This window comes from Streptomyces sp. NPDC047042, assembly GCF_040644035.1.
Lineage (GTDB): Bacteria > Actinomycetota > Actinomycetes > Streptomycetales > Streptomycetaceae > Streptomyces.
Window position 1 is genome coordinate 47180 of the sequence record NZ_JBEYVP010000016.1, and the last position, 22733, is coordinate 69912.

Below are 22733 nucleotides of genomic sequence, written 5' to 3' on the forward strand. Positions count from 1 at the left end.
TGTGTGTGCGAGACGACGCGTGCGGGATGGAGGGGGCATGGCTGCTCCTGCTGTCGGACGGGTGGGGGTGAGGGTGAGGTTGCGGGGGGGGTGGGTCGTGGGACGCGCGGGCCGTTCAGGGAATCACCCGGTTCTCGGTTTCGCGGGTCGACGCGCCGGAGGTGAGCGACGCGCCGACCTCGGCGGGGCTCCTCGAGATCTGGACGTTGCGGTGAACGTCCAGGGCGGCGGTGGCATGGTTCAGGGTGATGTAGTGCGACCCCGGCACACCGGCGGGCAGGTGTGCGAGCCGGGTGCCCTCGATGCAGGGATGGCCGGTCGCGATCATCGGCACCCGCAGACTCGGTGAGCCGGCTACCACGCCCTCCGATCCGGAGCGTACTGGGCGACCTGCTCTTGCTGGTCGTCCTCGGGCGAGGCGGTGGCGCGGTGGCGCGGTGGCGGACGGAGTCAACCGGGGCCGGGCTCCGGGGACGCTGTCACGGCAGTGGCTGCTCCGTCCAGATGATCTTTCCGTCGGCCGTGTAGCGCGTCCCCCAGCGTTCGGCGAGGCGGGCGACGAGGAACAGGCCCCGGCCGCCCTCGTCCTCGGTGCGGGCGCGGCGCAGTCGTGGGGAGGTGCTGCTGCCGTCGGAGACCTCGCAGATCAGCGCGCGGTCGCGGAGCAGCCGGAGCTGGACCGGGCCCGAGGCGTGGCGCAGGGCGTTGGTGATCAGTTCGCTGGCGACGAGTTCGGTGCTGAACGCCAGCTCTTCGAGGCCCCAGGCGGTGAGCTGGTCCATGACCGCCGCCCGGGAGTGGGAGACGAACGCCGGGTCGCGCGGCACCGGCCACTGGGCGACCTGATCCGGCCCCAGCGCGTGTGTACGGGCGACCAGCAGGGCCACATCGTCGGCCGGCCGGGCGGGGAGCAGGGCGTCGAGAACCGCTTCGCAGGTGTCCTCGGGGGCCCGGCCGGCGCAGGCCAGGACAGTGCGGAGGCGGTCCATGCCGACGTCGATGTCGCGGAGCCGGTCCTCGATCAACCCGTCGGTGTAGAGGACCAGTTGGCTGCCCTCGGCCAGTTCGAGCTCGACCGTCTCGAAGGGCATGCCGCCGAGTCCGAGCGGCGGTCCCGGCGGCAGGTCGACGAAGTCCACGGTGCCGTCGGGGGCGACGACGGCGGGGACCGGGTGCCCGGCGCGGGTGAGGGTGACGCGCCGGGACACCGGGTCGTAGACGGCGTACAGACAGGTGGCGCCGATGATCCCCGAGTCCTGGTGGGTGTTCTCCACGGCCCAGCCCTCGCCCCGGTCGAGCCGTCCGACCAGGTCGTCGAGGTGGGTGAGGAGTTCGTCGGGGGCCAGGTCGAGCGCGCAGAAGTTGTGTACGGCGGTGCGCAGGCGTCCCATGGTCGCGGCGGCGTGCAGTCCGTGCCCGACGACGTCGCCGACCACCAGCGCCACGCGCGCGCCGGAGAGCGGGATGACGTCGAACCAGTCGCCGCCGACTCCGGCCTGCGCGGGCAGATAGCGGTAGGCGACCTCGACGGCGTTCTGCTCGGACCGGCCCCGGGGCAGCAGGCTGCGCTGGAGGGCGAGCGCGGTGTTGCGCTCGCGGGTGTAGCGGCGGGCGTTGTCGACGCAGATCGCGGCGCGTCCGGCCAGTTCCTGGGCCAGGGAGAGATCGTCGTCCTCGAAGGGCGCGGGCCGCTCCGAGCGGTAGAACTGGACCGCGCCGAGCGTCGTGCCCCGGGCCCGCAGCGGCACGGTGATCAGCGAGTGGATACCCGCCCGCAGCACCCGTTCGCCCCGTACGCGATCCTGCGCGATCCAGTCGCTGTCCGAGGTCAACTCCGGTTCGAGGACGGGCTGTCGGCTCTCCAGGGCGCGGGCCTGCGGGGTGGCGGCGACGTACCGGACCTCGTCGCCGATCCCGTACAGCCAGGATTCCTCGTGTACGGCGCCCAGCGCGACCCGGCGCAGAGGGGTGTCGGCGCCGAGCGGTCCCGGCTCCTCGCCCCGCAGTACGGAGTCGGGCAGGTCGACGGCGGTGAAGTCGGCGAAGCGGGGGACGGCCACCTCCGTCAGCTCCTCGGCGGTGCGGGTGACGTCGAGGGTGGTGCCGATCCGGACCCCGGCGTCGTGCAGCAGCTCCAGCCGCCGCCGGGCCAGCACGGCGAGCCGCCCCACGCCGGGCTCGCCGACGAGGAGCAGCCAGGCATCGGTGTCGGGTTCGCTGTCGGTGTTGCTGTCGGTGTCAGTGTCGGCGTTGCTGTCGGTGTCGGTGTCGATGGGCTTCGGGGACTGGGCGGGGCGCGGGGGCAGGGGTGGAGCCGGTGGGTCGGCGACCGGGCGCAGGACTACGGGGGGTGTCCGGGTCGGTCGCGGGGCGGGCGGAGTGACGACGGCGGGAGCGGCGTGGCGCAGGCGGGGGCCACCGAGGACCCGGGCCTCGACGACCACGCCCGTCTCGCCCGCCGCTCCCTCTATCTGGCGGCGCAGCAGGGTCGCGGTACGGCCGCCGGAGAGCAGCACCTCGTCGAGGGTGCGGTGCGGAGCGGCGATCAGCGCCTCCGCCTTCTCGCGCAGGACCGCCAGGTCGATCGGGCCGAGGGCGTCGGCGTCGCGGCCGGGATCCTGACCTGCGGGCATGTGCGGCGGCCTGGTGCGCAGCCGGGGCGGCCAGTCGACGGGACCCTCGTTCGCGCGGTGCGTGCCGTGCGGGCCGTGGCTGCCGTGGTCGGCCCGGCGGTACGCGTTGAGGAGCGCGCGCTCCCGGTCGGTGGCCTGTTCTAGCAGCCTGGTCTCGATGTCCCGGACGGCTTCGCGGACGAGCCGCATCATCGCGGGGTCGCCGTCGTCGTGCATGCAGGTCAGGTCGAGGACTGCCTCGATCCGGCCGCTGAGGGGGTTGCGGATCGGCGCGCCCGCGCAGGCGAACGGTTGCAGACAGTCGGCGAAGTGCTCACGGCCGGCGACGTAGACGGGGCTGCGCCCGGCGAGGGCGGTGCCGACTCCGTTCGTACCCGCGACGCGTTCGGAGGCGTCGAAGCCGGGGGCGAAGTTGACCGCGTCGAGGCGGGCGCGCAGGGCCGTGTCACCGCCGTACCGCTGGACCATACGGGCCTGTCCGTCGCAGAGCGCGACGGTCGTGTTCAGCTCGGCGAGGGAGGCGGTGAGGCGCTTGAGCACGGGCTCGGCGGCGTGCAGGAACCGGTGATCGAGCGCCACGCCGGGGGCGTACGGGACCACCAGCCGGTCCGGCTCGACCCCGGCGTACCGGCACCGCTTCCACGAGTCGAGCACCGAGTCCCGTACATCCGAGTCGACCCGCGCGCCGGCCAGAAAACGCTCATGGGCATCGACGAGACCGCCGATGGCGTCCCAGGCGACGGACAACGGGATCACTTCCTTCAAGCGATTCCACTGTAGCCCCCTACGAGCGATTTGTGCGTGCGGAGGGATGACATCCTGGCCGGGTGAGCAGACCTGAGATCGTCATCAGTTTCGCCCCTGAGCTGCGCCTTTTCGTGCCGTCCGAGCGACGGGCCGGGCCCACGGCCCTGGTCACCGACGGATCGTCCTCGCTGGGGCACGTGGTGGAGTCGCTGGGCGTGCCGCTCACCGAGGCCGGGCGGCTCCTCGTCGACGGCCGGGAGGCGACGGTGTCCCATGTGCCGGGCGCCGGCGAGCGGGTGGAGGTCGGCGCCGTCGTCCGGCCGCAGCCGGTCCCGGGGGCGCCGCTCCGCTTCCTGCTCGACGTGCATCTGGGCACGCTCGCCCGCCGGCTGCGGCTGCTGGGCGTCGACGCCGCGTACGAGAGCGAGGACATCGGCGATCCCGCGCTGGCCGCGTTGTCGGCGGCCGAGCGGCGCGTGCTGCTCTCCCGGGACCGGGGGCTGCTGCGGCGACGGGAGCTGTGGGCGGGCGCGTACATCTACAGCGACCGGCCGGACGACCAACTCCGGGACGTACTGGACCGGTTCGCGCCCGTGCTCGCCCCGTGGACCCGGTGCACCGCCTGCAACGGGCGGCTGGAGCAGGCCGACAAACAGACCGTCGGCGACCGGCTGGAGGACGGGACGCGGCGTACGTACGACGTGTTCGCGCAGTGCGTGGACTGCGAGCGGCTGTACTGGCGGGGCGCGCACCACGCGCGGCTGGAGGCGATCGTGGAGGGCGCGCTGAGCGAGTTCGGCGGGGCGGTGGGAACCGAGGGCCGGTCGGCGTCGTTGAACGCACGTGGTGAAAGGGACGTATTGACAGATTGACAGGAACAGGTTGACAGGAGATGAGGAGGGGAGACTCTGACAGAGCACTTCGGAACACACCGAAATGTACTCGGAACACTTCAGGCATCATCTGTGTCGCCCGTCCGCCCTCACACCGTCTCTGCCCGGACACCACCCCGTCACGCGGACTGGGAACGCTCCTGCCGTCCCCCTTGCTTCGCTCTTCAAATCCCCCCGTCCGCCCCCGCAGCGCGTGGGCGCAACGTGGAAGGACGACGCGCGCTGTGTCCTCTTTGCCGGTAGTCCCCATAGCCCCGCCCGTTTCGACGGTCCAGGCCCCTTCCCACGGCACCGCCGACTGTTCCGCCGCGGCTGTCCGCGCCTCCTTCTTCTCCCGGTTCCCCGTGGCCCGGCACGCCCGGCGGGTGCTGTGTCTGCTGCCGATCCTGCTCATCGGGGTCTGGGCGGCGGACAACTGGCGGGTGCTGCACGACGGGGCCCAGCGGCTCACCACCGCCGACCCCGGCTGGCTGGCGGTAGGGGCCGCGTTCACGTTCCTGTGCTGGGTGTCCGCCGCCTTCGCCCGCCAGGGGGCGATCCCCGAGCGGCTGCCGCCCGGGCTGCTGCTGGCCTCGCAGTTCGCCGCGGGCGCCGCGAACAACGTCCTTCCGGCCGGTCTCGGCGCGCATGCCGTCACCCTGCGCTTCCTGACCGGCCGGGGCATCCCACTGGCCCGGGCCACCGCCTCCCTCGCCCTGTACTCGCTGGTCAAGCCGGTCGCGAAGCTCCTGGTGATCCTCGCGCTGCTGGCGACCTTCCCGACCTCCCTGGGCACCACCGACCTCTTCCCCGACGAGGGGACCGTGGTCCCCATCGCGGCGGGTGTGGCCGGCGCGGTGGTCGTCGTGACGCTGGTGGTGGCCCTGGTACGTCCGCTGCGGCGCCCCCTGCTCAACGGTCTGCGCACCGCCCTGACCGACGCGCGGCTGCTGCACTCCCGGCCCGCCCGGGTCATCGCGCTGTGGGGCGGCGCCGCGGGCTTCTCCCTGTGCCAGGCGGCCGTGCTGGCCAGCGTCGGGGCTTCCCTCGGGCTGCCGGTGGCCTGGCCGGACGTACTGTTCGCCTATCTCGCCGCGAGCGCCGCTGTCGGCGCGGTACCCGCGCCGGCCGGGATCGGCCCGGTCGACGCGGCCCTGGTGTTCGCGCTGGCCGCGCTGGGCGCCCCGCTGTCCCTGGCCGCCGCGACCGTCGTCGGCTTCCGCGTCCTGACGGTCTGGCTGCCGCTGCTGCCGGGCGCCCTCGTGCTGTCGATGCTGGTGCGGTCCAAGGTTCTGTGACGCGGGGTGCTGTGAAGCACCGGTGACAGGTGGTGCGTCTCAGTCCCGGGTGGTGCGTCTCAGTCCCGGCGGGCGACCAGACGGTACGCGTTCGAGACGCCCAGTCGGTGGGAGAGCGGGCGGACGGCGAAGCGGTCCAGCAAGGTTCCCAGGATCAGCGCCGGGACGCCGGCCAGCAGCAGGGCTCCGCGCAGGATGCGGCGCAGGGCGTTCGGGGGGTGCGGCAGCCAGGGGAGGTTGTCGCGCGGGGCGGCGTTGTCGAGGGCCAGCCAGACGGCGGCGAGCAGGTCGACGGGGTCGTGCGGCTCGGCGTGCTGCTCCAGGACGACGGTGAAGCCCAGCTCGGTCAGCCGTCGCCGCAGGTTGTCCACGGGGACGAAGTGCAGATGCTGGGGCTGGAGCCAGGGCAGCCACCAGCGGCCGAGCAGCCTGGCGTAACGGCTGTCGGGGTCGGGGACCTCGATCAGCAGATGTCCGCCGGGGCGGATGGCCTGGCGCGCGGCCTCCAGTTCGAGCGGTGGCTCGGTGCTGTGCTCCAGGTAGTGGAACATGGTGACGACGTCGTAGCGGGCGGTCAGTTCGGGGGCCAGCTCGGTGAAACTCCCCCGGAAGCCGCGCTCGACCCGCCCCGCCCGCTCGGCGAGTTCGGCGCCGTCGGTGAAGTCCAGCCCGTCGAAGGTCGTGCCGGGGTGGACGACCCGGGCGGCCTCGCAGAAGTGGCCGTGTCCGGTGCCGACGTCGAGCCAGTTCTTGGGCGCGTCGTCGAAGGGGAGCAGGGCACGGGCCCGCTGCTCGTACATTTTCGTGCGGCCCGCGAAGGTGTTGCCGAGCTGCTTCTCGCCGAGGCCGTCGTAGAAGTCGCGGTAGTAGAACTCCAGCCCGGCGGCGCTGAGCCGGGGGTTCTGGAAGGTGTGCCGGCACTCCTGGCAGCGGTCGAGCACGAACTGTCCCGGCTTGTGCTGGAGCAGGTCGGTGGTGCGCAGCCGCGTCTCCAGTTCGGCCGAGCCGCACCAGGGGCATCTGGTGCGCGGGGCTTCGAAGAACCGCTCGAGGCCGAAGGCCAGGTCACCCTGGTAGGTGGGCCGGAGGGCGGCCACCTGCTCGGTACGGGTGGGGGCGGGGGTGGGATCGGCGGCGGGAGTGGGAGTGGGAGTGGGGGGAGCTTGCCGTTCGCCTGACCTGTCGGCCTTCTGGTCGCTCTCCTGCGCTTGCCTTTCGTCGCTCATGCCGTCTCCTTCGCGGGCGCGTCGATGGCGAGTTGCTCGAGGTGGGTGGCCGCCGCGAACGCGCCTCCGGCGGCCCGGAACGCGGAACGGATCCGCCCCGCCGCGAAGCGGTAACCGGGCTCGTGCAGTACGGCGTCGATCGCGGCGCCCAGTTTCGGCGCGGTGACCCGGCCGAACCGCACCCGGATGCCCGCCCCGGCCTCCACGACCTGCCCGGCGACCACCGGCTGGTCGTCCCGGATGGGCGCGACGACCAGCGGTACGCCGTGCCACAGCGCCTCGCACACGGTGTTGTGCCCGGCGTGACAGACGACGGCGTCGGCCCTTTCGAGAAGCGGGAGTTGGGGGACGGAGGGGACGATCAGTACGCCCTTGCCCTCCTTCTCGTCACTGGCGAGTACGCCCGCCGGATCGACGATCACCGTCTGCATCCGGTCGGCCCGCTCACGGGCAGCCGCCAGACACTCCGTCAGAAAGCGTGCGCCGACATCGGTGTTGGCCGTGCCGAGGGTGACGAGGGCCGTGGCGCGGGCGGGGTCGAGCCAGTCCCAGGGGAAGTCGGACGGGGCTGGCCGGTCGGCGACGGACGGTCCGACGTACCGGATCTGGTCGCCCGTCCGAGCGTCGGGTCCGACGAACTCCGGTGTGCTGAAGGCGAGTACGAGGTGCGGGGAGAACCGCGGGTCGGCGGTGCCGGCGGGATCGCCGATCCGGGCCCGGAGCCCGGTGAGCAGCTCGTCCAGCCACTCGGCGACCTTGGGCATGCCGGACAGTACGTCGGTGAACTCGGCGGAGGTGGTGGCGGAGGTGGCCCAGGGCAGGCCGAGCCGCTCGGCGACGAGGCCTCCGGCGAGGGCCTGTTGGTCGGCGACGACGACATCGGGCCCGAACGCCCGCATGGCAGCCTCGACTTGGGGTGCCATCTCCTCTGCCAGAGGACCGAGGAAGCGTTCCCAGAGGAACTTCAGCGCCTCGGGTCCCCGCAGGTCCGGCGGCCGTACGCCGGCACCGGAGCCGGGTACGGGCCCCGCGCACGGGAAGACGGTGGCGTCCGCTCCGGCGAGCCGCCGCACAAGTCCCGGATCGGCGCAGGCCCAGGCCAACTCATGGCCGCGAGAGGCAAGTTCGGCGGCGACTCCGACGGCCGGGTTGATGTGCCCGACGAGCGGCGGTACGACGAACAGAATCCTGGAACGGCTCACCGCGCCTCCGCCCCCGCCCCCGCCCTGGCCAGCTGAACCGGGGCGTCGGCACCGAGAATGAGCGACAGGATGTGCCCACCGACCGTCCCCGACGCCTCGACGAGCACGGAGTGTTCATGGCCCGGCACGACGACGGTCCGGCAGTCGGGCAGCACCGACTCCATCCAGGGCGCCAGTTCGGCAAGGTCGGAGTCGCCCCCGTACACGCCAAGTACCGGGCAGCGTACGGAACTTATCTCGTCCTCGGTCAGTACCCGGCTGGCCGGGATGTCCTGGGCGAGGGATGTCTCGCGGGCCAGTCGGGCGGCGCCCTTGGCGAGGCGGGCGGTGTTCTGGCTGCGGTTGGCGGTGATCCAGGCGATGGCGTCGGCCTCGTTGTGGGCGAGTTCGTGCATGACCCGGCCGAGGATGCCGTCGAGTTTGCCCGCCCAGGCGGCGGTGGCCGGTTCCGACTCGATGAGGGAGACGCTGGTGGCGCGTTCGGGGTGGCGGGCGGCGTAGCCGAACGCGACTGTTCCGCCGTAGGAGTTGCCGACGAGATGGACCGGGCCGGTCACCTCCAGCCGGTCGAGGAGGGCCTCCAGGTCGTCGATGCTGTCGTCGAGGGTGTAGCCGGTGGCGGGGCGGGTGGAGCGGCCGTGGCCGCGCAGGTCGTACATCACGACGTCGATGCCGGAGGCGGCGAACGCCGGTGCCACGGTGAAGTAGTAGCTGGCCAGACTGTCGGTGAGCAGGCCGTGGACGAGTACGGCGGTGGCGGTGACCGGGCGGTCGCCGCGCGGGCCGATGCGCTGGGCGTGCAGCCTGAGGCCGCCGCGGAGGTCGACGATCGCCATGGTCAGCCCGCCTCCGCCGCTTTGAGACTGGCGACGACGTGCTCGACGAGCCGTCCGACGGTGAGTTCGATGATCTCGTCGAAGTCCATGTCGGCCAGGAACTCCGCGAAGTTGACCTGGTTGCCGTATCGCTCCTCCAGCAGCCCGGCCAGGGTGACCAGGTCGATGCTCTCCAGTTCGAGGTCGCGGTTGAAGGTGGTGTCCATGCGGATCTCGACGTCGTCGAGGCCGTACTCGTCGAGGAGGGTCGCGAGCATGCGTGTGATGTCGGCGAGCACCGCCTCCTCGCTGTGGACACCGGTCGCGGACGCGGTTGCGGTTCCGGTTGCTGTTGCTGTTGCCCTTGAAGTCGTGTGGCCGTTGACGTTGAGGCTGGTCATCGCTCCAACTCCCTTTCCTCTGTGGCTGATCCGGTGGTCCAGGCCACGACGTACTGTCTGGTCGGCAGTCCGGGGGGATTGCCTGTCTGCTCGCAGTGCACGATGTAGTCGGGGGCGAGTCGCCCGGAGACAGTGAGCGTGGCGCCCTCGTCCATGGCCTCCCGTACCGTGAAGTCCCTTGGCCGGCCGCCGAGTCCGGTGCCTTCCGCCTTCGCGACCGCTTCCTTGGCGGCCCAGAAGCGGGTGAACCAGAGCGCCTCGGAGTCGCCGGTCGCGGACGATCGGGCGCGGAGGAGGGCGAGTTCGGACGGGGTGAGGACGGTGGCGAGGGTCGCGGCGTCGCGGTCGACGACCTCCTCGATGTCGATGCCGGGCCCGGGGGCGGAACCGGGGGCGGAACCGGGGGCGGAACCGGGCCTGTGCGGTCGTACGATCGCCACGGCCGCCTCGGCGCGGTGGGCGAGGGAGATGTCCAGCGGGGGGAGGGTCCGGCCGTGCAGGCCGGTGACGTACGGCCGCCCGGTCGGGTCGTTGTGCACGCGGATCTCCGCCGGGAACACGTCCCCTTCTCCCTCACGGTCCCAGAGCCGGCGTCGTACGGCGTCCTTGGCCGCGATCCGGCCGAGCAGCCACTGCCGGCGACCGCGTGGTGCGTGCCGCTCGTACTGCGCACGCTCCTCCCGGCCGAGGGAGTTACGCATGATGAGGTCGCGCGAGGCGAGGTCGGGCCAGCGTTCGTGGAGCAGGACCCAGCCGCCCGGGCGGGCCTGGGAGAGGGTGTTGCGCTCGGGGAAGCGTTCGACCGGGCGGGTCTGCGGGTCGTTGTCGAAGCGGCGGTCCTGCCAGCCGTTCAGTACGGCCCATACCTGGCCGTCGACGGTCAGCTGGACGTCGGCCTCGAGGAGCGTGTCGGTGAGCGAGGTGATCCGTACGAAGCAGTGGACGTCGGTGCCTGGTTCGGGGTGCGGCCCGTAGAAGCGCATCTCGCGCATTCCGACCGGGAACACGACCGTCCGCTCGGTGCGTGTCGCCATGATCCAGTACCCGAGGATCTGCCCGACGTTGTCGAGAAGCGAGCCGGGCGCGGGCGGGGTCGTGATCACTCCCCGTACGTGCGCCTCGCCCAGCGCGGTGAGTTCGGTGACCCCTTGGAACGCCGGGCCGTGGAACATCCAGCGCTCGGCGTAGAGCTGGGCGGCGGTGTGGTCGGGGATGCGTTCGGTTTCGGTGGTGGGGTCGGTGGGCCAGGGGGTGGGACGGGTCGCCGGGGGCGGATAGGCGGCGGCGAGTTCGACGGTGGCACGGGCCCGGGGGCCGAAGGAGACGGCACGGTGGGTGGGGGCGCCGGGGACGGGGGTGACTGTGACGTCCACATCGAGGGGCGGGGTGGCGGTGAGCCACTGCTCGAAGCGGGCGTTGTGGATGGCGAGGGTGACGGGTGTTGGGTGGGGGTGAGGGGGGTTGGGGTGGCTGGGGGTGGGGTTGGGGTCGCGGGGGTGGCCGGGTGCTGGGGCCGGGCCGGGGTGGAGGCGGTCGCCGGGGGCGGGAGTGGGGCTGGGTCGGAGGCGCGGGTCGGGGGCAGCGCTGGGGCTGAGGGCAGGCTGGGACGCTGCCTGCTCGGCCGCTTCCAGCATGTGCTGCACGATCGTTGTCGCCGGGACGACCGGCCACCGGTCGGAGACGTCCGGCCAGCCTGGACGCTGCGGGAAGAAGCAGTGGTCGAGGAGGTACGGCATGGTGTCCGGGGATACGTGGACCGTGGTGCGCCAGGGGGGTGGGGCGGCGGCCTGGGTTGTGGCGGGCGGGGCGGCCGGGCCGGTGCGTCTTGCGGGGGCGCCCGGATCCTGTGCGTCGGCGCCTGCGTAGGCCCCGGCGGAACCCGGCCGGCGGCGACCCGCGCCGATCACTTCGGCTGCGGTGTCCGCCGTCTCCCGCAGCAGGGCACCCAGTTCGGCGGCGACGGGGAAACGGGCGGCCAGTAGGTCCAGTGAAGAGGTCGGCTCTGTGGTGCCGGAGTCCTCCATGACACCCAACACCCCTGGTGCACGCCGCCGTTGGACGGTGCCGGACGACGGAACGGTGCCCGGCGGCAGCGCGGCGACAACCTGCGGTGAGGTGGCCGCACGCCCGGCGAGGCGCCGCTCCGGACTCAGCTCCGCGCGCAGTCGGGTGAGCGTCTGTTCGTCGAGGGATACTAGAGCGCCGCCCAGGTCGAGACGGACCGGCGGCAGGCCGGACGGCCGACCCCTCCGCACGGGGGCCGTCGCACGGCCCGGTTCCGTGGAGCGGTCGGAGGGACCGGCGGCGCGGGAACCGGCGAGGTGGGGTGCTGAGTCGTCGTCGGCGGGGGGACCGGCGGCGCGGAGACCAGAAGCCCTGGGCGCGGAGCCAACGGCGCCCCGAGAACCGGCGTCGTGCGACTCCGAATCCCCGACGCCATCGGAACCGGCGGCCCCGGGAGCGGAAGCACCGCCGGTAAGGGGGCCGGAGTCCCGGGACGCGGAGCCGACGGCGCCATGGGGACCGCCGAGGGGGGAGCCCGGGGGCCGGGACTCGGAGTCGTCGGCGGCATGAGCACCAGGGGCGCAGAGAGCAGCCGCCTCGGAAGCGGCAACGCCCGCGGTAAGGGGACCGGCGGCCCGGGACGCGGAAACACCAGCGCCAGCGGAACCAGCGACGCGGAGATCAGCGGCCCCGGAAGCCGCAGCACCTGCGGTAAGGGCACCGGCGGCCCGGGACGCGGAAACACCAGCGCCAGCGGAACCAGCGACGCGGAGATCAGCGGCCCCGGAAGCCGCAGCACCTGCGGTAAGAGCACCGGCGGCCCGGGACGCGGAAGCACCGGCGTCACGGGGACCAGCGGCGCAGAGAGCAGCGGCCCCGGAAGCCGCAGCACCTGCGGTAAGGGCACCGGCGGCCCGGGATGTGGGGATGCCTGAGGTGGCGCGATGGGTGGCCTTGCTGGCTGTCGGCGACGGCAGTGCCGGCGCCGTCTCTCTTCCCGTTGTCCACAACGCCGTTGCCACGCGGCGGAGTTGGGACAGACCATCCCGGTGCGGGGAGTTCGCCGCGACGACCAGGTGGTCCCGGCCCGACAGCGTGTCGTCGATGAGGGAGCCCAGTTGGCCGGTGCCGGCCTGGATGAAGGTGCGGTGGCCCGCCGCGTACATCGCCTCGACCAGTTGCCGGAACCGCACCGGCTCCAGCAGATGCCGTACGAACAGCTCACGCACCTCCGGCTCGCCCGCCGGGAAGGGCGCCGCCGTGGTCCCCGACCAGACCGGAACCGTCGGCGGCCGGAGCCGGAAACGGCGCGCGGCCTGCTCGATCGGCGCCAGGTAGGGCGCCAGCATCGGGGTGTGGAAGCCGGACTGGAAGGGCAGCACCTGGCTGAGCACACCCCGGGCACGGAACGCCCGGACGAACCCCTCGACCGCCGCGGCCGGGCCGCACACCATCGACTGGCCCGGCGAGTTGTCGTGCGAGAGCACGATGCCCGCGTCCGCCCAGCCCTCCTCGGCCAGCGTCGCCACGACCCGTTCGGCGGGTGCGCCGAGCGCCCCGAACGCCAGCCCCGGCACGGTCACCGTGTCGGGGTCGAACGTGGCCATGAAGGCGCCGACCTCGTCCTGGTCGTACAGCCCGGCGGCCGTCATCGCCGTCCATTCGCCGACGCTGTGTCCGGCGACCGCGTCCGGGACGACGCCCATGCGGCGCAGCGCCCGGTCGAGGAGCAACCCGACCCCGACGACCCCGAACCCGTGCCGGCCCACGTCCCCGACCTCGGCCCGTTCACCGGCCGGGAGCACGTCGTCCAGACCGAAGTGGGCGGCGATGTCGTCGACACGGGGTTCGAAGTCGCCTTCGAGGCCGGGGAAGACGAAGGCCAGCCCGCCCAACTCACCTGCCGCATCCGCCCGTAGCGGCTCCGGGCGGAACCAGACGTCGCTACGGCCGTGCCACGCCCGCCCCTTGGTGACCGCCCGGCGCGCCAGGGTGAGCCGCTTCGCGGTCGGGTCGACGATGCCGAGCCGGGTACGCCCGGCCTGCGGATGCGTACGGGTCGCGTCGAGACCGGCGGCGAGTACGGCCGTGTCGTCGGCGTCGAGGAGGGCGGCGAGGCTCTCGGGGGTGTCGGCGGCGAGCAGCAGGACGCGCTCCGGTTCGACGACGCTGACGACGGGTGCTGGAAAAGACCTCGCGGAGGCCGGCCTCGTTGGACGCGCTCCCGGCGCCTCCTCCAGCACCACATGCGCGTTGATCCCGCCGAACCCGAACGCGTTGACCGCCGCCCGCCGTACGGGCTGCCCGTCCGTCGTCTCCCAGGGCACCGCCCGGTCCAGCGGGCGGAACCGCGTGGCCGCGAGGGCCGGGTGCGGGTCCTCGCAGTGGAGGGTGGGCAGCAGCATGCCGTGATGGACGGCGAGGGCGGCCTTGACCAGGCCCGCGACCCCGGCGGCGGGCATGGTGTGCCCGATCATCGACTTCACGGAGCCGATCACCGCCGGACCGGCGCCCCCCGCCTCGTCGCTCTCCCTGGGCCCGAACACCTCGGTCAGCGTGGCCAGTTCGGCGGCGTCACCGGCGGGGGTCGCCGTGCCGTGGGCCTCGAGGAGGCCGACCGAGCCTGGCTGGGTGGGGTCGAGTCCGGCGGCCCGCCAGGCCTGGCGTACGGCGTGGGTCTGGCCGCCGGGGTCGGGGCTGACGAGTCCGGCGACGCGGCCGTCACTGGCCACACCGGTGCCCCGGATGACGGCGTAGATCCTGTCGCCGTCGCGCTCGGCGTCCGCGAGGCGCTTGAGGACGACCACGCCGGTGCCCTCACCGATCAGGACACCGTCGGCGTCCCGGTGGAAGGGCCGGATGCGCTGGCTGGGCGAGAGGGCGCGCAGCTGCGAGAAGACGCTCCACAGGGTGATGTCGTGGCAGTGATGGACTCCCCCGGCGAGCATCAAGTCGCAGCGCCCGGACGCCAGTTCGTTCACCGCCTGGTCCACGGCCACCAGCGAGGAGGCACAGGCGGCGTCCACGGTGTACGCCGGTCCGCGCAAGTCGAGGCGGTTGGCGACCCTGGACGCGGCCAGGTTGGGGACGAGTCCAATCGCCGACTCGGGGCTGTCGGGACCGAGCCGCTCGGTGAACGCCGTACGGACCCGGTCGAGTTGGCCGGAATCCAGGTCCGGCAGCAACTCCCCCAGTGTCCGGACGAGTTGACCGGCGGTACGGACCCGCTGGTCGAGCCGGACGAGTCCGGGGGTGAGGTAGCCGCCCCGGCCGAGGACGACGCCGATGCGGTGCCGGTCGGGGAGGCGGTCGTCGCCGCCCGCGTCGGCGACGGCGGCGGCTGCCACGTTGAGGGCGATGAGCTGGTCGGGTTCGGTGCCGGACACGGAGTTCGGCATGATCCCGAACCGGGTCACCTCGACCTCCGCCAGCCCGTCCACGAACCCTCCGCGCCGGCAGTACACCTGGTCGGCGACGGCACGCTCACCGGCGGAGTCCGGCCGGTAGTAGGCGTCCGCGTCCCAACGCCCGTCCGGTACCTCGGTGATGGCGTCCGTGCCGGCGAGCAGGTTCCGCCAGTAGGCGTCGAGGTCGGCGGCGCCGGGCATCAGCACCGACATGCCGACGATGGCCACCGGCAGGGCTGTTGGCCGACGATCTGCTTGATGGTCCGTCATGTCTGTCATGTCCGTCACCAGCCCGACGACGTGTAGACGACGGCGCCCGCCGACTCCTCGCCCCAGGCCAGTTCCCGGAGCAGCGCGGCCGTGCCCTCCTCGGGGTCGATGAGCCTGATCCCGCGCCGGGCGTACTCGCGCCCGAGTTCGGGGGTCACCATGCCGGTGTGGCCGCCGGTCGGCGCCCACGGTCCCCAGTGCACGGTCAGGGCCCGCTGTCCCGTCCGGGCCGCCCAGGCGGCGCCGAGGCTTTGGAGGGCGTCGTTGGCGGCGGCGTAGTCGACCTGGCCCCGGTTGCCGAGCACGGCCGAGATGCTGCCGAACAGGACGGCGAAAGCAGGGCTGTTGGGGAGCTGCTCCAACGCCGCGAGCAGTGTTTCGGCGCCGGTGGTCTTCGTCCCGTACACACGCTGGAACGACTCGGTGGTCTTCTCGGCGATGAGCCGGTCCTCGATCACCCCGGCCGCGTAGACGACCCCGTCGAGGCGGCCGTGTTCGGCGTGGATCTCCTTCACGGCCTGGAGGGCCGCGTCCTGCTCCCTGAAGTCGACGGAGTGGTAGCGGGCCGGGCTGCCGAGGGCCGTGAGTTCCTCGAGGGTGGCTGTGATCTCCCGCTGGGCGAGGAGGAGTTCGGCCTCGCGGCTTATCGCGGCGGGGGTGAGTCCGCCCCGGGCGGCGAGGGCCGCGCGGAGTTCGGTCCGGGTGTGGGCGGACGCCGTGTCCGGGGCCTCCGGTCCGTCGGGTGCGGGTGTCCGGCCGAGCAGTTCGATCCGGCAACGGGAGGCGGACGCCAGTGCCGCGGCGAACTTCGCGGTGATGCCTCGCGCCCCGCCGACGAGCAGCACCACACTGTCCCGGTCCAGCCCGAGGGCGGCGGCCTCCGCGGCACCGTCCCCGGCGGGTCCGGCACCGGTGGTACCGAGGGCGCCCAGCGGAGTCTCGACCAGCTCAAGTCCGTGACGTCCGGCGGGCGTTCGCAGGACCACCGGGGTGCGGTCGGAGGCGAGCAGCTCGCCGAGCAGCGCGTCGGCGACAGCAGCGGCACCCGTCTCGGAGGAACCCGCCTCGGAGGCGGCGAGGTCGATGATCCGCGCGTCCGTCTCCGGGTACTCCCGGACGACGGTCCGGAAGAGCCCGTGCAGGCCCGCCGATCTCAACTCGGCGCCGTCCGGGCCGCCTTCCGTGACCGCGCGTACCGCGAACAGCCATCGCGGGCCGAGTCCGAGGGCAGCCTTGAGGACGGGGAACGCGTCGGGCAGCACCGGCGGCCGGGACACGGCCAGCGGATCGAGATACAGCACCCCGTCGATCGGCCCCTCCGCCCCGGTAAGCAGCTGCTCGGGCCCGAATACCACCGCGTCGGCGCCATGCCCGGCGAGCCTCGCCACGACCTCGCGGGCCACCTCACCGGCGTCGTCGTCGCCGAGGAGCGCGAACCGCTTGCCGGCCAGGACGGCGGCGGGGTCGCCGGTCGCGTTCTGGTCCTGTTGCTCCAGCAGGACGGGCCGCGACTGGAAGCGCTTCGGTGCCTCGCCGGTGACTTCCGACGGCACGTCGGCAGCGTCCGGCCGTAGGGGCCGCGGTGGGGTCGTCGGCTGTTGATCGGTTCCGGTCGGCCCGGCAAGCCGCGCCGCGAGCCACGCCGTCACCGAGGCCGCCGTACGGGCCTTGGCCAGATCCTCCAGCTCAGCGTCATCGAGGACAGTGGCGTCGCCGCCGACCCCGACCCCGAACCGCTGCGCCAACTCACCGGCGATTTCCACCCGCTTGATCGAGTCGATACTGAGATCCGCTTCCAGATCAAGATCCGGCTCGATCATGTCCACGGGGTATCCGGTCCGCTCACCGATGATCTCCAGCACCACCGCCAGGACATCCGCCTCCGTGAGCCCCACGGCAGCCGGGGCGGGAGCCGTTTCAGGCGCAGCCGCAGGCACGGCCGTCGCCAACCGCGCCGCGAGCCATGCCGTCACCGAGGCGGCAGTACGCGCCCTGGCCAGCTCCTCCAACTCGGCATCGTCGAGGACGGTGAGGTCACCACCACCCCCGACACCGAGCCGCTGCGCCAACTCGCCAGCGATCTCAGCCCGCTTGATCGAGTCGACACTCAGATCCGCTTCCAGATCAAGATCCGGCTCGATCATGTCGACCGGATAACCGGTCCGCTCACTGATGATCTCCAGCACCACTCCCAACACATCCGCCTCCGAGAACCCCACGGCAGCCGGGGCGGGGGCGGGGACAGGCTCGGCCTGCTGAACCTGAGGGTGCGGCTGCGCGACCCCCAGGGGCTCCCCCGTCGCCGCCGGTCCGGGTATCCACTGCCCCGGCGTCGCGCCGAAGTACGTGAGGAGTACGTCCCGTTGGGCGGCGACCATCTCGCGGCTGGTGCGCAGGAACTCGGAGATCAGCGCGTCCCTGCCGTCCGTGCCCGGGGTGGCGTCCTGGTGATTCGCGGTCACTGGCGTCGTCTCCGCTACGCGTCGGGCCGGTGCCAGGGCACCGGGGAGGAGGTCGCCGGCGGCGGTGCGGACCAGGTGGCCGTCGACCGTCCAGCCGGGGCGCTTGGGTGCCTTGGTGCGGGTCGCGTCGACGGCGTCCCGCCCGTGGAAGAGCCATCCGGTGCGCACCGGCAGCCCCGCGACGGCCAGTTGGGCGAGTGCGTCCAGCCAGCCGCGCAGTCCACTGTCGGGCCGCGGTTCGCAGGCGACCGTGCGGTGCGGGCGGTCGCCGAGGATCTGGCCGACCAGCCGGGTCAGTACGGACCCGGGGCCTGCCTCGACGAAGATCCGGGCGCCCGCCTCGTACATGGCCTCGATCTGGGCGACGAAGCCGACGGGGGCGCCGATCTGGGCGGCGAGTTCGGCGCGCACCGCATCCGCGTCGACGGCGTACGGGGCTGCCGTACGGTTCGACCAGACCGCGAACTCGGGTGCGTGCACGGGATGTTGGGCCAGGGACTCCGCGAACCGTTCACCCGCCCCGGCGACAAGCGGGCTGTGGAAGGCGCAGGCGACGGGGATGCGCTTCGCGCCCAGCCCGGCCGCGCGCAGCAGCCGTACGGCCTCGTCGACCGCCTCTGTCGGTCCCGAAATCACCGTCTGTGTGGGCGAGTTGTGGTTGGCGACGACTACCGAGGCGGGCGCGCCTGCTGTGCGCAGGGCCGCCGTGACGTCCTCGGCGCCCGCCGACACCGCCGCCATGGTGCCCGGGTCGTCGCCGCCCGCGTCACCGGCGGCCGAGAGGATCGCGGTCGCGCGCTGTGCGCTCAGCGCGATGAGGGTCTCCGGGTCGAGGGCGCCGGCCGCGCTGAGGGCGACGAGTTCGCCGTAGCTGTGCCCGACGGCCATGTCCGGGCGTACGCCGGCCGTGGTGAGCAGGGCGTGTGCGGCGAGCCCGGCGATGCCCAGGGCGGGCTGGGCGACCCGGGTGTCGGTGAGGGCGGTGTGTTGGCGGTCGCGGGTGGCGTTGTCGAAGGGGGTGGGCGGGTAGAGGACGTCGGCGTGGTCGCGGCCGAGCTCCAGGTAGTACTGGAGTTCGGGGAACGCGACGAACACATCGGCGAGCATCCCGGTCCGCTGACTGCCCTGCCCGGGGAAGAGGAAGGCGACCTGGCCCGACAGCTCCTGTCCGGGCTCACGCCCGGGCTCTTGGTGGCGCTGCCCCTGCTGGTTCCACTGGCTCTGCGGGCTCTGCTGACCCTGCGGGCTCTGGGGGTTCGGCTGGTCCTGCTGGCCCTGCTGGCCCTGCGGGCTCTGCGGGTTCGGCTGGTCCTGCTGGCCCTGCGGGCTCTGCTGACCCTGCGGGCTCTGTGGGCTTTGCGGGTTCGGCTGGTCCTGCTGACCCTGCGGGCTCTGCTGACCCTGCTGACCCTGCGGGCTCTGCGGGCTCTGCGGGTTCGGCTGACCCTGCGGGCTCTGCTGACCCTGCGGGCTCTGCGGGCTCTGCTGACCCTGCGGGCTCTGCGGGCTCGGCTGGCCCTGCCGGCCCTGCCGGCCCTGCTGCCCCTGCCGCCCCTGCTGCCCCTGTGCGAGATGGACCCCCGCGCGCGGATCGTGCTCCCCCGCCAGCGCGCGTCGCAGCTGCCCTACGAGCCCCGCCGGGTCCGTCGCCACGACCGCGACCTGCACGGGCTCGTGCCGGGCGTCGGAGCGGCGCGAGGCGGCGAGCGCCAGATCGCGCAGCCTCCAGGACGACTCCTCGTCCTGCGCCGCCTTCAGCACGTCCTCGATGGCCCGCCGCGCCCCCGCCGGATCGGCGGCCCGGAAGGTGAACAGCTCGGCGGGCCAGGTGTCGAGCGTGTGCGCGGGCGCGGCGGAGTCGGCATAGGCACCCAGCACCACATGGAAGTTGGTCCCGCCGAAGCCGAACGCGCTGACGCCCGCGACGCGTTCGTGCGCAGGTGTCGCCCAGGGCCGCGCCTGCCCGTGGAACACGAACGGGCTACTGCCCTCCTCCCAGGCGGAGTTGGGCTCGCTGACGTGCAGGGTGGGCGGCTTGACCCCGGTGTGCAGGGCCAGCACGGTCTTGATGAGCCCGGCAAGGCCGGCGGCGCACTTGGTGTGCCCGATCTGCGACTTGACCGAACCGAGTGCGACCGCACCCGGTTTGGCCCCGGCCCCGCTGAACACCTCGCTCAGGATGGTCAGTTCGGTGCGGTCGCCGACCACGGTTCCCGTGCCGTGCGCCTCGACCAGCCCGACCTCGGCGGGTGACACCCCGGCGTTGCGGTACGCCCGCCGCAGCGCCGTCCGTTGCCCCTCCGGCCGGGGAGCCGTCAGCCCGAGCGAGCGTCCGTCGCTGGAACTGCCGACGCCCTTGATGACACCGTAGATCCGGTCGCCGTCGCGCTCGGCGTCCGCCAGCCGCTTCAGGACGACGCACGCGACCCCCTCCCCCAGCGCGATCCCGTCGGCCGAGCTGTCGAAGGCGCGGGAGCGCCCGGTCGGGGACAGGGCGTGCACGGAGGAGAAGAGGACGTAGTCGTTGATGCCGTTGTGCAGATCGGCGCCGCCGCACAGCACGACGTCGCTGGTCCCGCCCACCAGTTCCTTGCAGGCCACGTCGACGGCGGCCAGGGACGAGGCGCACGCGGCGTCGACGGTGTAGTTGGCGCCGCCGAGGTCGAGCCGGTTGGCGATCCGGCCGGAGATGACGTTGGAGAGCATCCCGGGGAAGGAGTCCTCGGTCAGCCTGGGCAGCTGGTCCGCGAGCCCGTCGGGCACCTTGCCGTAGTAGGAGGGCAGTACGGCTCTGAGCGTGCCCGCGTTGGACAGATCGCTGCCCGCCTCCGCGCCGAAGACGACCGAGGTGCGCGAGCGGTCGAACTCCCGCCCCCGGTCCCCGTATCCGGCGTGCGCCAGGGCTCGCCGGGCGGCTTCGAGGGCCAGCAGCTGGACGGGCTCGATGCTGCCGAGCGAGGTGGGCGGAATGCCGTACGACAGCGGGTCGAAGGGGATGCGGGGCAGGAAGCCGCCCCACTTGGACGGCGTGACGCCACCGTCCCCGTCCGCCTCCGAGTAGTGCACGGCGGGGTCCCAGCGGTCGGCCGGTACCTCCCCCACCGCGTCGTGACCGCCGACGACGTTCGCCCAGAAGGAGGCGAGGTCGGGGGCGTCCGGGAACATGCAGGCCATGCCCACGACGGCGACATCGAGGGGCGCGGGCGCCGGGGCCTCCTCGGGCGGCAGCACACCGAGCTGCTCCCGCAGCCGTTCCGCCCGCCCGGTGAGGAAGTCGGCGGCGCCGTCGGCGACGGAGTGGTGCAGGGCGTCGATGGTCGTGGTCGCCGAGCGCAGTACAGCCACTTCCCCGGCCATGAACATGCCCTCGGCGAGCTGCCGTTGCTCGTCCACGGCCGTCAACTCGCCCTGGGAGTCCCGCTCGATGCCCTTGCTGGCGATCCGCAGCCGCCCGATGTTGAGCCGCTCCAGCTCCTCCCAGATCCGCCGCTCGGGCACCCCGCCCGCCCTCAACTCCGCCTCGAACGCACGGTAGTTGTCGCTGAACGGGCTGGGTACGCACCGGGTGGCATGACCGGGTGCCGTCTCCAGCAGCGCGGTGCTGGTCGCGTCGACGACCTGGCGCTGGAAGAGCGGCTGGACCGCCCCGCAGGCCACGGCCTCCTCGGTGAACAGATAGGCGGTGCCCATCAGCACCCCGACGGACCCACCGCGCGCGATCAGCGGAGCGGCGAGGGCGGCGACCATCGCGGCCGACCGCTCGTCATGGACCCCGCCCGCGAAGAACACCTCGATCCGCTCGGCTTCACTGTCCGGGGCTCCAGCTCCGGCCAAGTAGTCGTCAATGACGGCGAGTTGGGCCTCCCAGAGGGGAAAGCTGCCGCGCGGTCCGACATGCCCGCCGCACTCGGACCCCTCGAACACGAACCGGCGGGACCCGGCCTCCAGGAACTGCCTCAGCAGACCCGGCGACGGCACGTGCAGGAAGGTGCTGATTCCGGCCCGCTCCAGCGCCTCGGCCTGGGCGGGCCTGCCGCCCGCGATGACGGCGTGCGTGGGCCGCAGCTCCCGTACGGCTTCGAGCTGGGCGTTGCGCAGTTCCTCGGGCGCGAACCCGAGGACGCCGACACCCCAGGGCCGGTCGTCCCCGACGGCTTCCCGGGTCTCGGCCAGCATGGTCCGGGTCTGCTCGCCGGTGGCGAGGGCCAGCGCGACGAACGGCAGCGCGCCGCTCCCGGCGACGGCCGCCGCGAACCGTGCCTGGTCGCTGACGCGGGTCATCGGGCCCTGCGCGACGGGGAGTTGGGTGCCGAGGGCCCGGCTCATCGGGGAGCCGGCGCGCAACGCACGTACGGTCCCGTCACCCCGTACGACATCCCGTACGACATCCCGTACCGCGTCGGTGAGGGCGTGGACCGTGCGGGCGGTGTCGCCCCAGCGGTCGGCGAAGCGGGCGGCGAGGAAGCCGTCCTGGCCGACCGGGAGGAGCTGGGTGCGCGGGTCCTGGGCGCCGAGCAGCGCCGCGACCGCCGCCGGATCCCCGGCCGGGAGGGGCGGGGCGTCGGGGCCACGCCGGTGCAGTACGCGGTGGCCGGCCACGACGACGGTCTCCGAGCCGTCCATCGAGCGCAGCGCGGCAGCGGTCGCCTCCGGCAGCGACGACTCGGCGAGCAGGGCGAGTTGGCTGTCGAGGACGACGCCCGCGGCTCCCCCGGCGACAGCGGCGGCGGCCGTACGGGGGCCGATGCCGCCACGGGCCCAGACGGGCAGTTCGATGCCGGGGTCGGCGAGGAGCCGTTGCAGCAGGACGAAGGTGCTGAGCTCGCCGATCCGGCCTCCGCCGTCACTGCCCCGGGCGATCAGCCCGTGCGCACCGGCGCGGACTGCGGCGAGGGCCTCCGCCAGGTCGGTGACCTCGACGAGGACGCGGTGGCGGGCGGCGAGGTCGGGGACCGACCAGAGGGTGTCGGGGGCACTGGGGGCGTCGGCGGCCAGGATCAGCGTGTCCGGGCCGTCGTCGCCGGCCAGGTCAGCGGGGGTGAGTCGGCAGCGAGGGTCGATTCGTACGCCGTAGCGGAAGCCGGGGGTGGTGGCGGAGGCGGGAGCGCGGGCGGCGAGGCGGCGCATCCTCGCCAGGGCGTCTCTCGCTCTGCGGTCACCGAGGCCCAGGTCGAGTACTCCCAGGGCGCCCGCCCGGCTTACGGCGGTGGCGAGCCGGGCGTCGGGCTCACAAAAAGGGGTGACTCCGATGATCATGTCTACGGCGCGCACGGCAGACGTCATGATTCTCCGAAATATTCGGTGAAACTGCACGGTGGGGGTTTTGTGTGGCGCGGAAGCACTTCACCTCAGGGGGAAACCACCGGGAAGCTAGCGCCGACATTACTCGCGAGTCA

10 protein-coding genes are annotated in these 22733 nt (G+C 73.1%); 2 read left to right on the plus strand and 8 right to left on the minus strand.

The window, feature by feature from the left end:
- Positions 1-115: 115 nt before the first annotated feature.
- Both ABZ855_RS19955 and ABZ855_RS19960 read right to left on the minus strand, forming a co-directional pair.
- A complete protein-coding gene (locus tag ABZ855_RS19955) occupies positions 116-334 on the minus strand; it encodes a hypothetical protein (RefSeq protein WP_360808517.1) in 219 nt (72 codons plus the stop codon).
- Positions 335-479: 145 nt separating this feature from the next.
- The gene (locus ABZ855_RS19960) at positions 480-3389 is read right to left on the minus strand and encodes a SpoIIE family protein phosphatase (protein WP_360808762.1); all 2910 of its coding nucleotides are present in this window, start codon (positions 3387-3389) and stop codon (positions 480-482) included.
- A 71-nt stretch (positions 3390-3460) separates the two neighbouring features.
- On the opposite strand from ABZ855_RS19960, the gene ABZ855_RS19965 reads away from it, so the two are divergent.
- Together ABZ855_RS19965 and ABZ855_RS19970 are read left to right on the plus strand one after the other, a co-directional pair.
- On the plus strand, positions 3461-4252 hold the full coding sequence (locus ABZ855_RS19965; protein ID WP_360808519.1) for a Mut7-C RNAse domain-containing protein: 792 nt from the start codon (positions 3461-3463) through the stop codon (positions 4250-4252).
- 245 nt (positions 4253-4497) lie between these two features.
- Positions 4498-5550 (plus strand): YbhN family protein, encoded by a 1053-nt coding sequence (locus ABZ855_RS19970; RefSeq protein WP_360808521.1) that lies wholly within the window; start codon positions 4498-4500, stop codon positions 5548-5550.
- 59 nt (positions 5551-5609) lie between these two features.
- Here ABZ855_RS19970 and ABZ855_RS19975 read toward each other — a convergent pair whose 3' ends face one another.
- The 6 genes from ABZ855_RS19975 to ABZ855_RS20000 all read right to left on the minus strand — a co-directional run bounded on the left by ABZ855_RS19975 (position 5610) and on the right by ABZ855_RS20000 (position 22620).
- Positions 5610-6776 (minus strand): class I SAM-dependent methyltransferase, encoded by a 1167-nt coding sequence (locus ABZ855_RS19975; protein ID WP_360808523.1) that lies wholly within the window; start codon positions 6774-6776, stop codon positions 5610-5612.
- On the minus strand, positions 6773-7978 hold the full coding sequence (locus tag ABZ855_RS19980; protein WP_360808525.1) for a glycosyltransferase: 1206 nt from the start codon (positions 7976-7978) through the stop codon (positions 6773-6775). The genes ABZ855_RS19975 and ABZ855_RS19980 overlap by 4 nt, the downstream gene beginning before the upstream one ends.
- On the minus strand, positions 7975-8814 hold the full coding sequence (locus tag ABZ855_RS19985) for an alpha/beta hydrolase (protein ID WP_360808527.1): 840 nt from the start codon (positions 8812-8814) through the stop codon (positions 7975-7977). Before ABZ855_RS19985 ends, ABZ855_RS19980 begins: the two co-directional genes overlap by 4 nt.
- 2 nt (positions 8815-8816) lie before the next feature.
- Entirely contained in the window at positions 8817-9071 is a 255-nt protein-coding gene (locus ABZ855_RS19990; protein WP_360808764.1) for a phosphopantetheine-binding protein, read from the minus strand.
- Positions 9072-9190: 119 nt separating this feature from the next.
- Positions 9191-14884, minus strand: coding sequence for a beta-ketoacyl synthase N-terminal-like domain-containing protein (locus ABZ855_RS19995; protein ID WP_360808529.1), 5694 nt, complete (start codon positions 14882-14884; stop codon positions 9191-9193).
- A gap of 5 nt (positions 14885-14889) precedes the next feature.
- On the minus strand, positions 14890-22620 hold the full coding sequence (locus ABZ855_RS20000) for an SDR family NAD(P)-dependent oxidoreductase (protein WP_360808531.1): 7731 nt from the start codon (positions 22618-22620) through the stop codon (positions 14890-14892).
- Between the last annotated feature and the right edge of the window lie 113 nt (positions 22621-22733).

Excerpts from the sequence above, each read along its gene's own strand:
- ABZ855_RS19975 (WP_360808523.1), bottom strand. The coding sequence starts at position 6,776 with ATGAGCGACGAAAGGCAAGCGCAGGAGAGCGACCAGAAGGCCGACAGG.
- ABZ855_RS19985 (WP_360808527.1), bottom strand. The coding sequence starts at position 8,814 with ATGGCGATCGTCGACCTCCGCGGCGGCCTCAGGCTGCACGCCCAGCGC.
- ABZ855_RS19990 (WP_360808764.1), bottom strand. The coding sequence starts at position 9,071 with ATGCTCGCGACCCTCCTCGACGAGTACGGCCTCGACGACGTCGAGATC.
- ABZ855_RS19995 (WP_360808529.1), bottom strand. The coding sequence starts at position 14,884 with ATGACAGACATGACGGACCATCAAGCAGATCGTCGGCCAACAGCCCTG.
- ABZ855_RS20000 (WP_360808531.1), bottom strand. The coding sequence starts at position 22,620 with ATGACGTCTGCCGTGCGCGCCGTAGACATGATCATCGGAGTCACCCCT.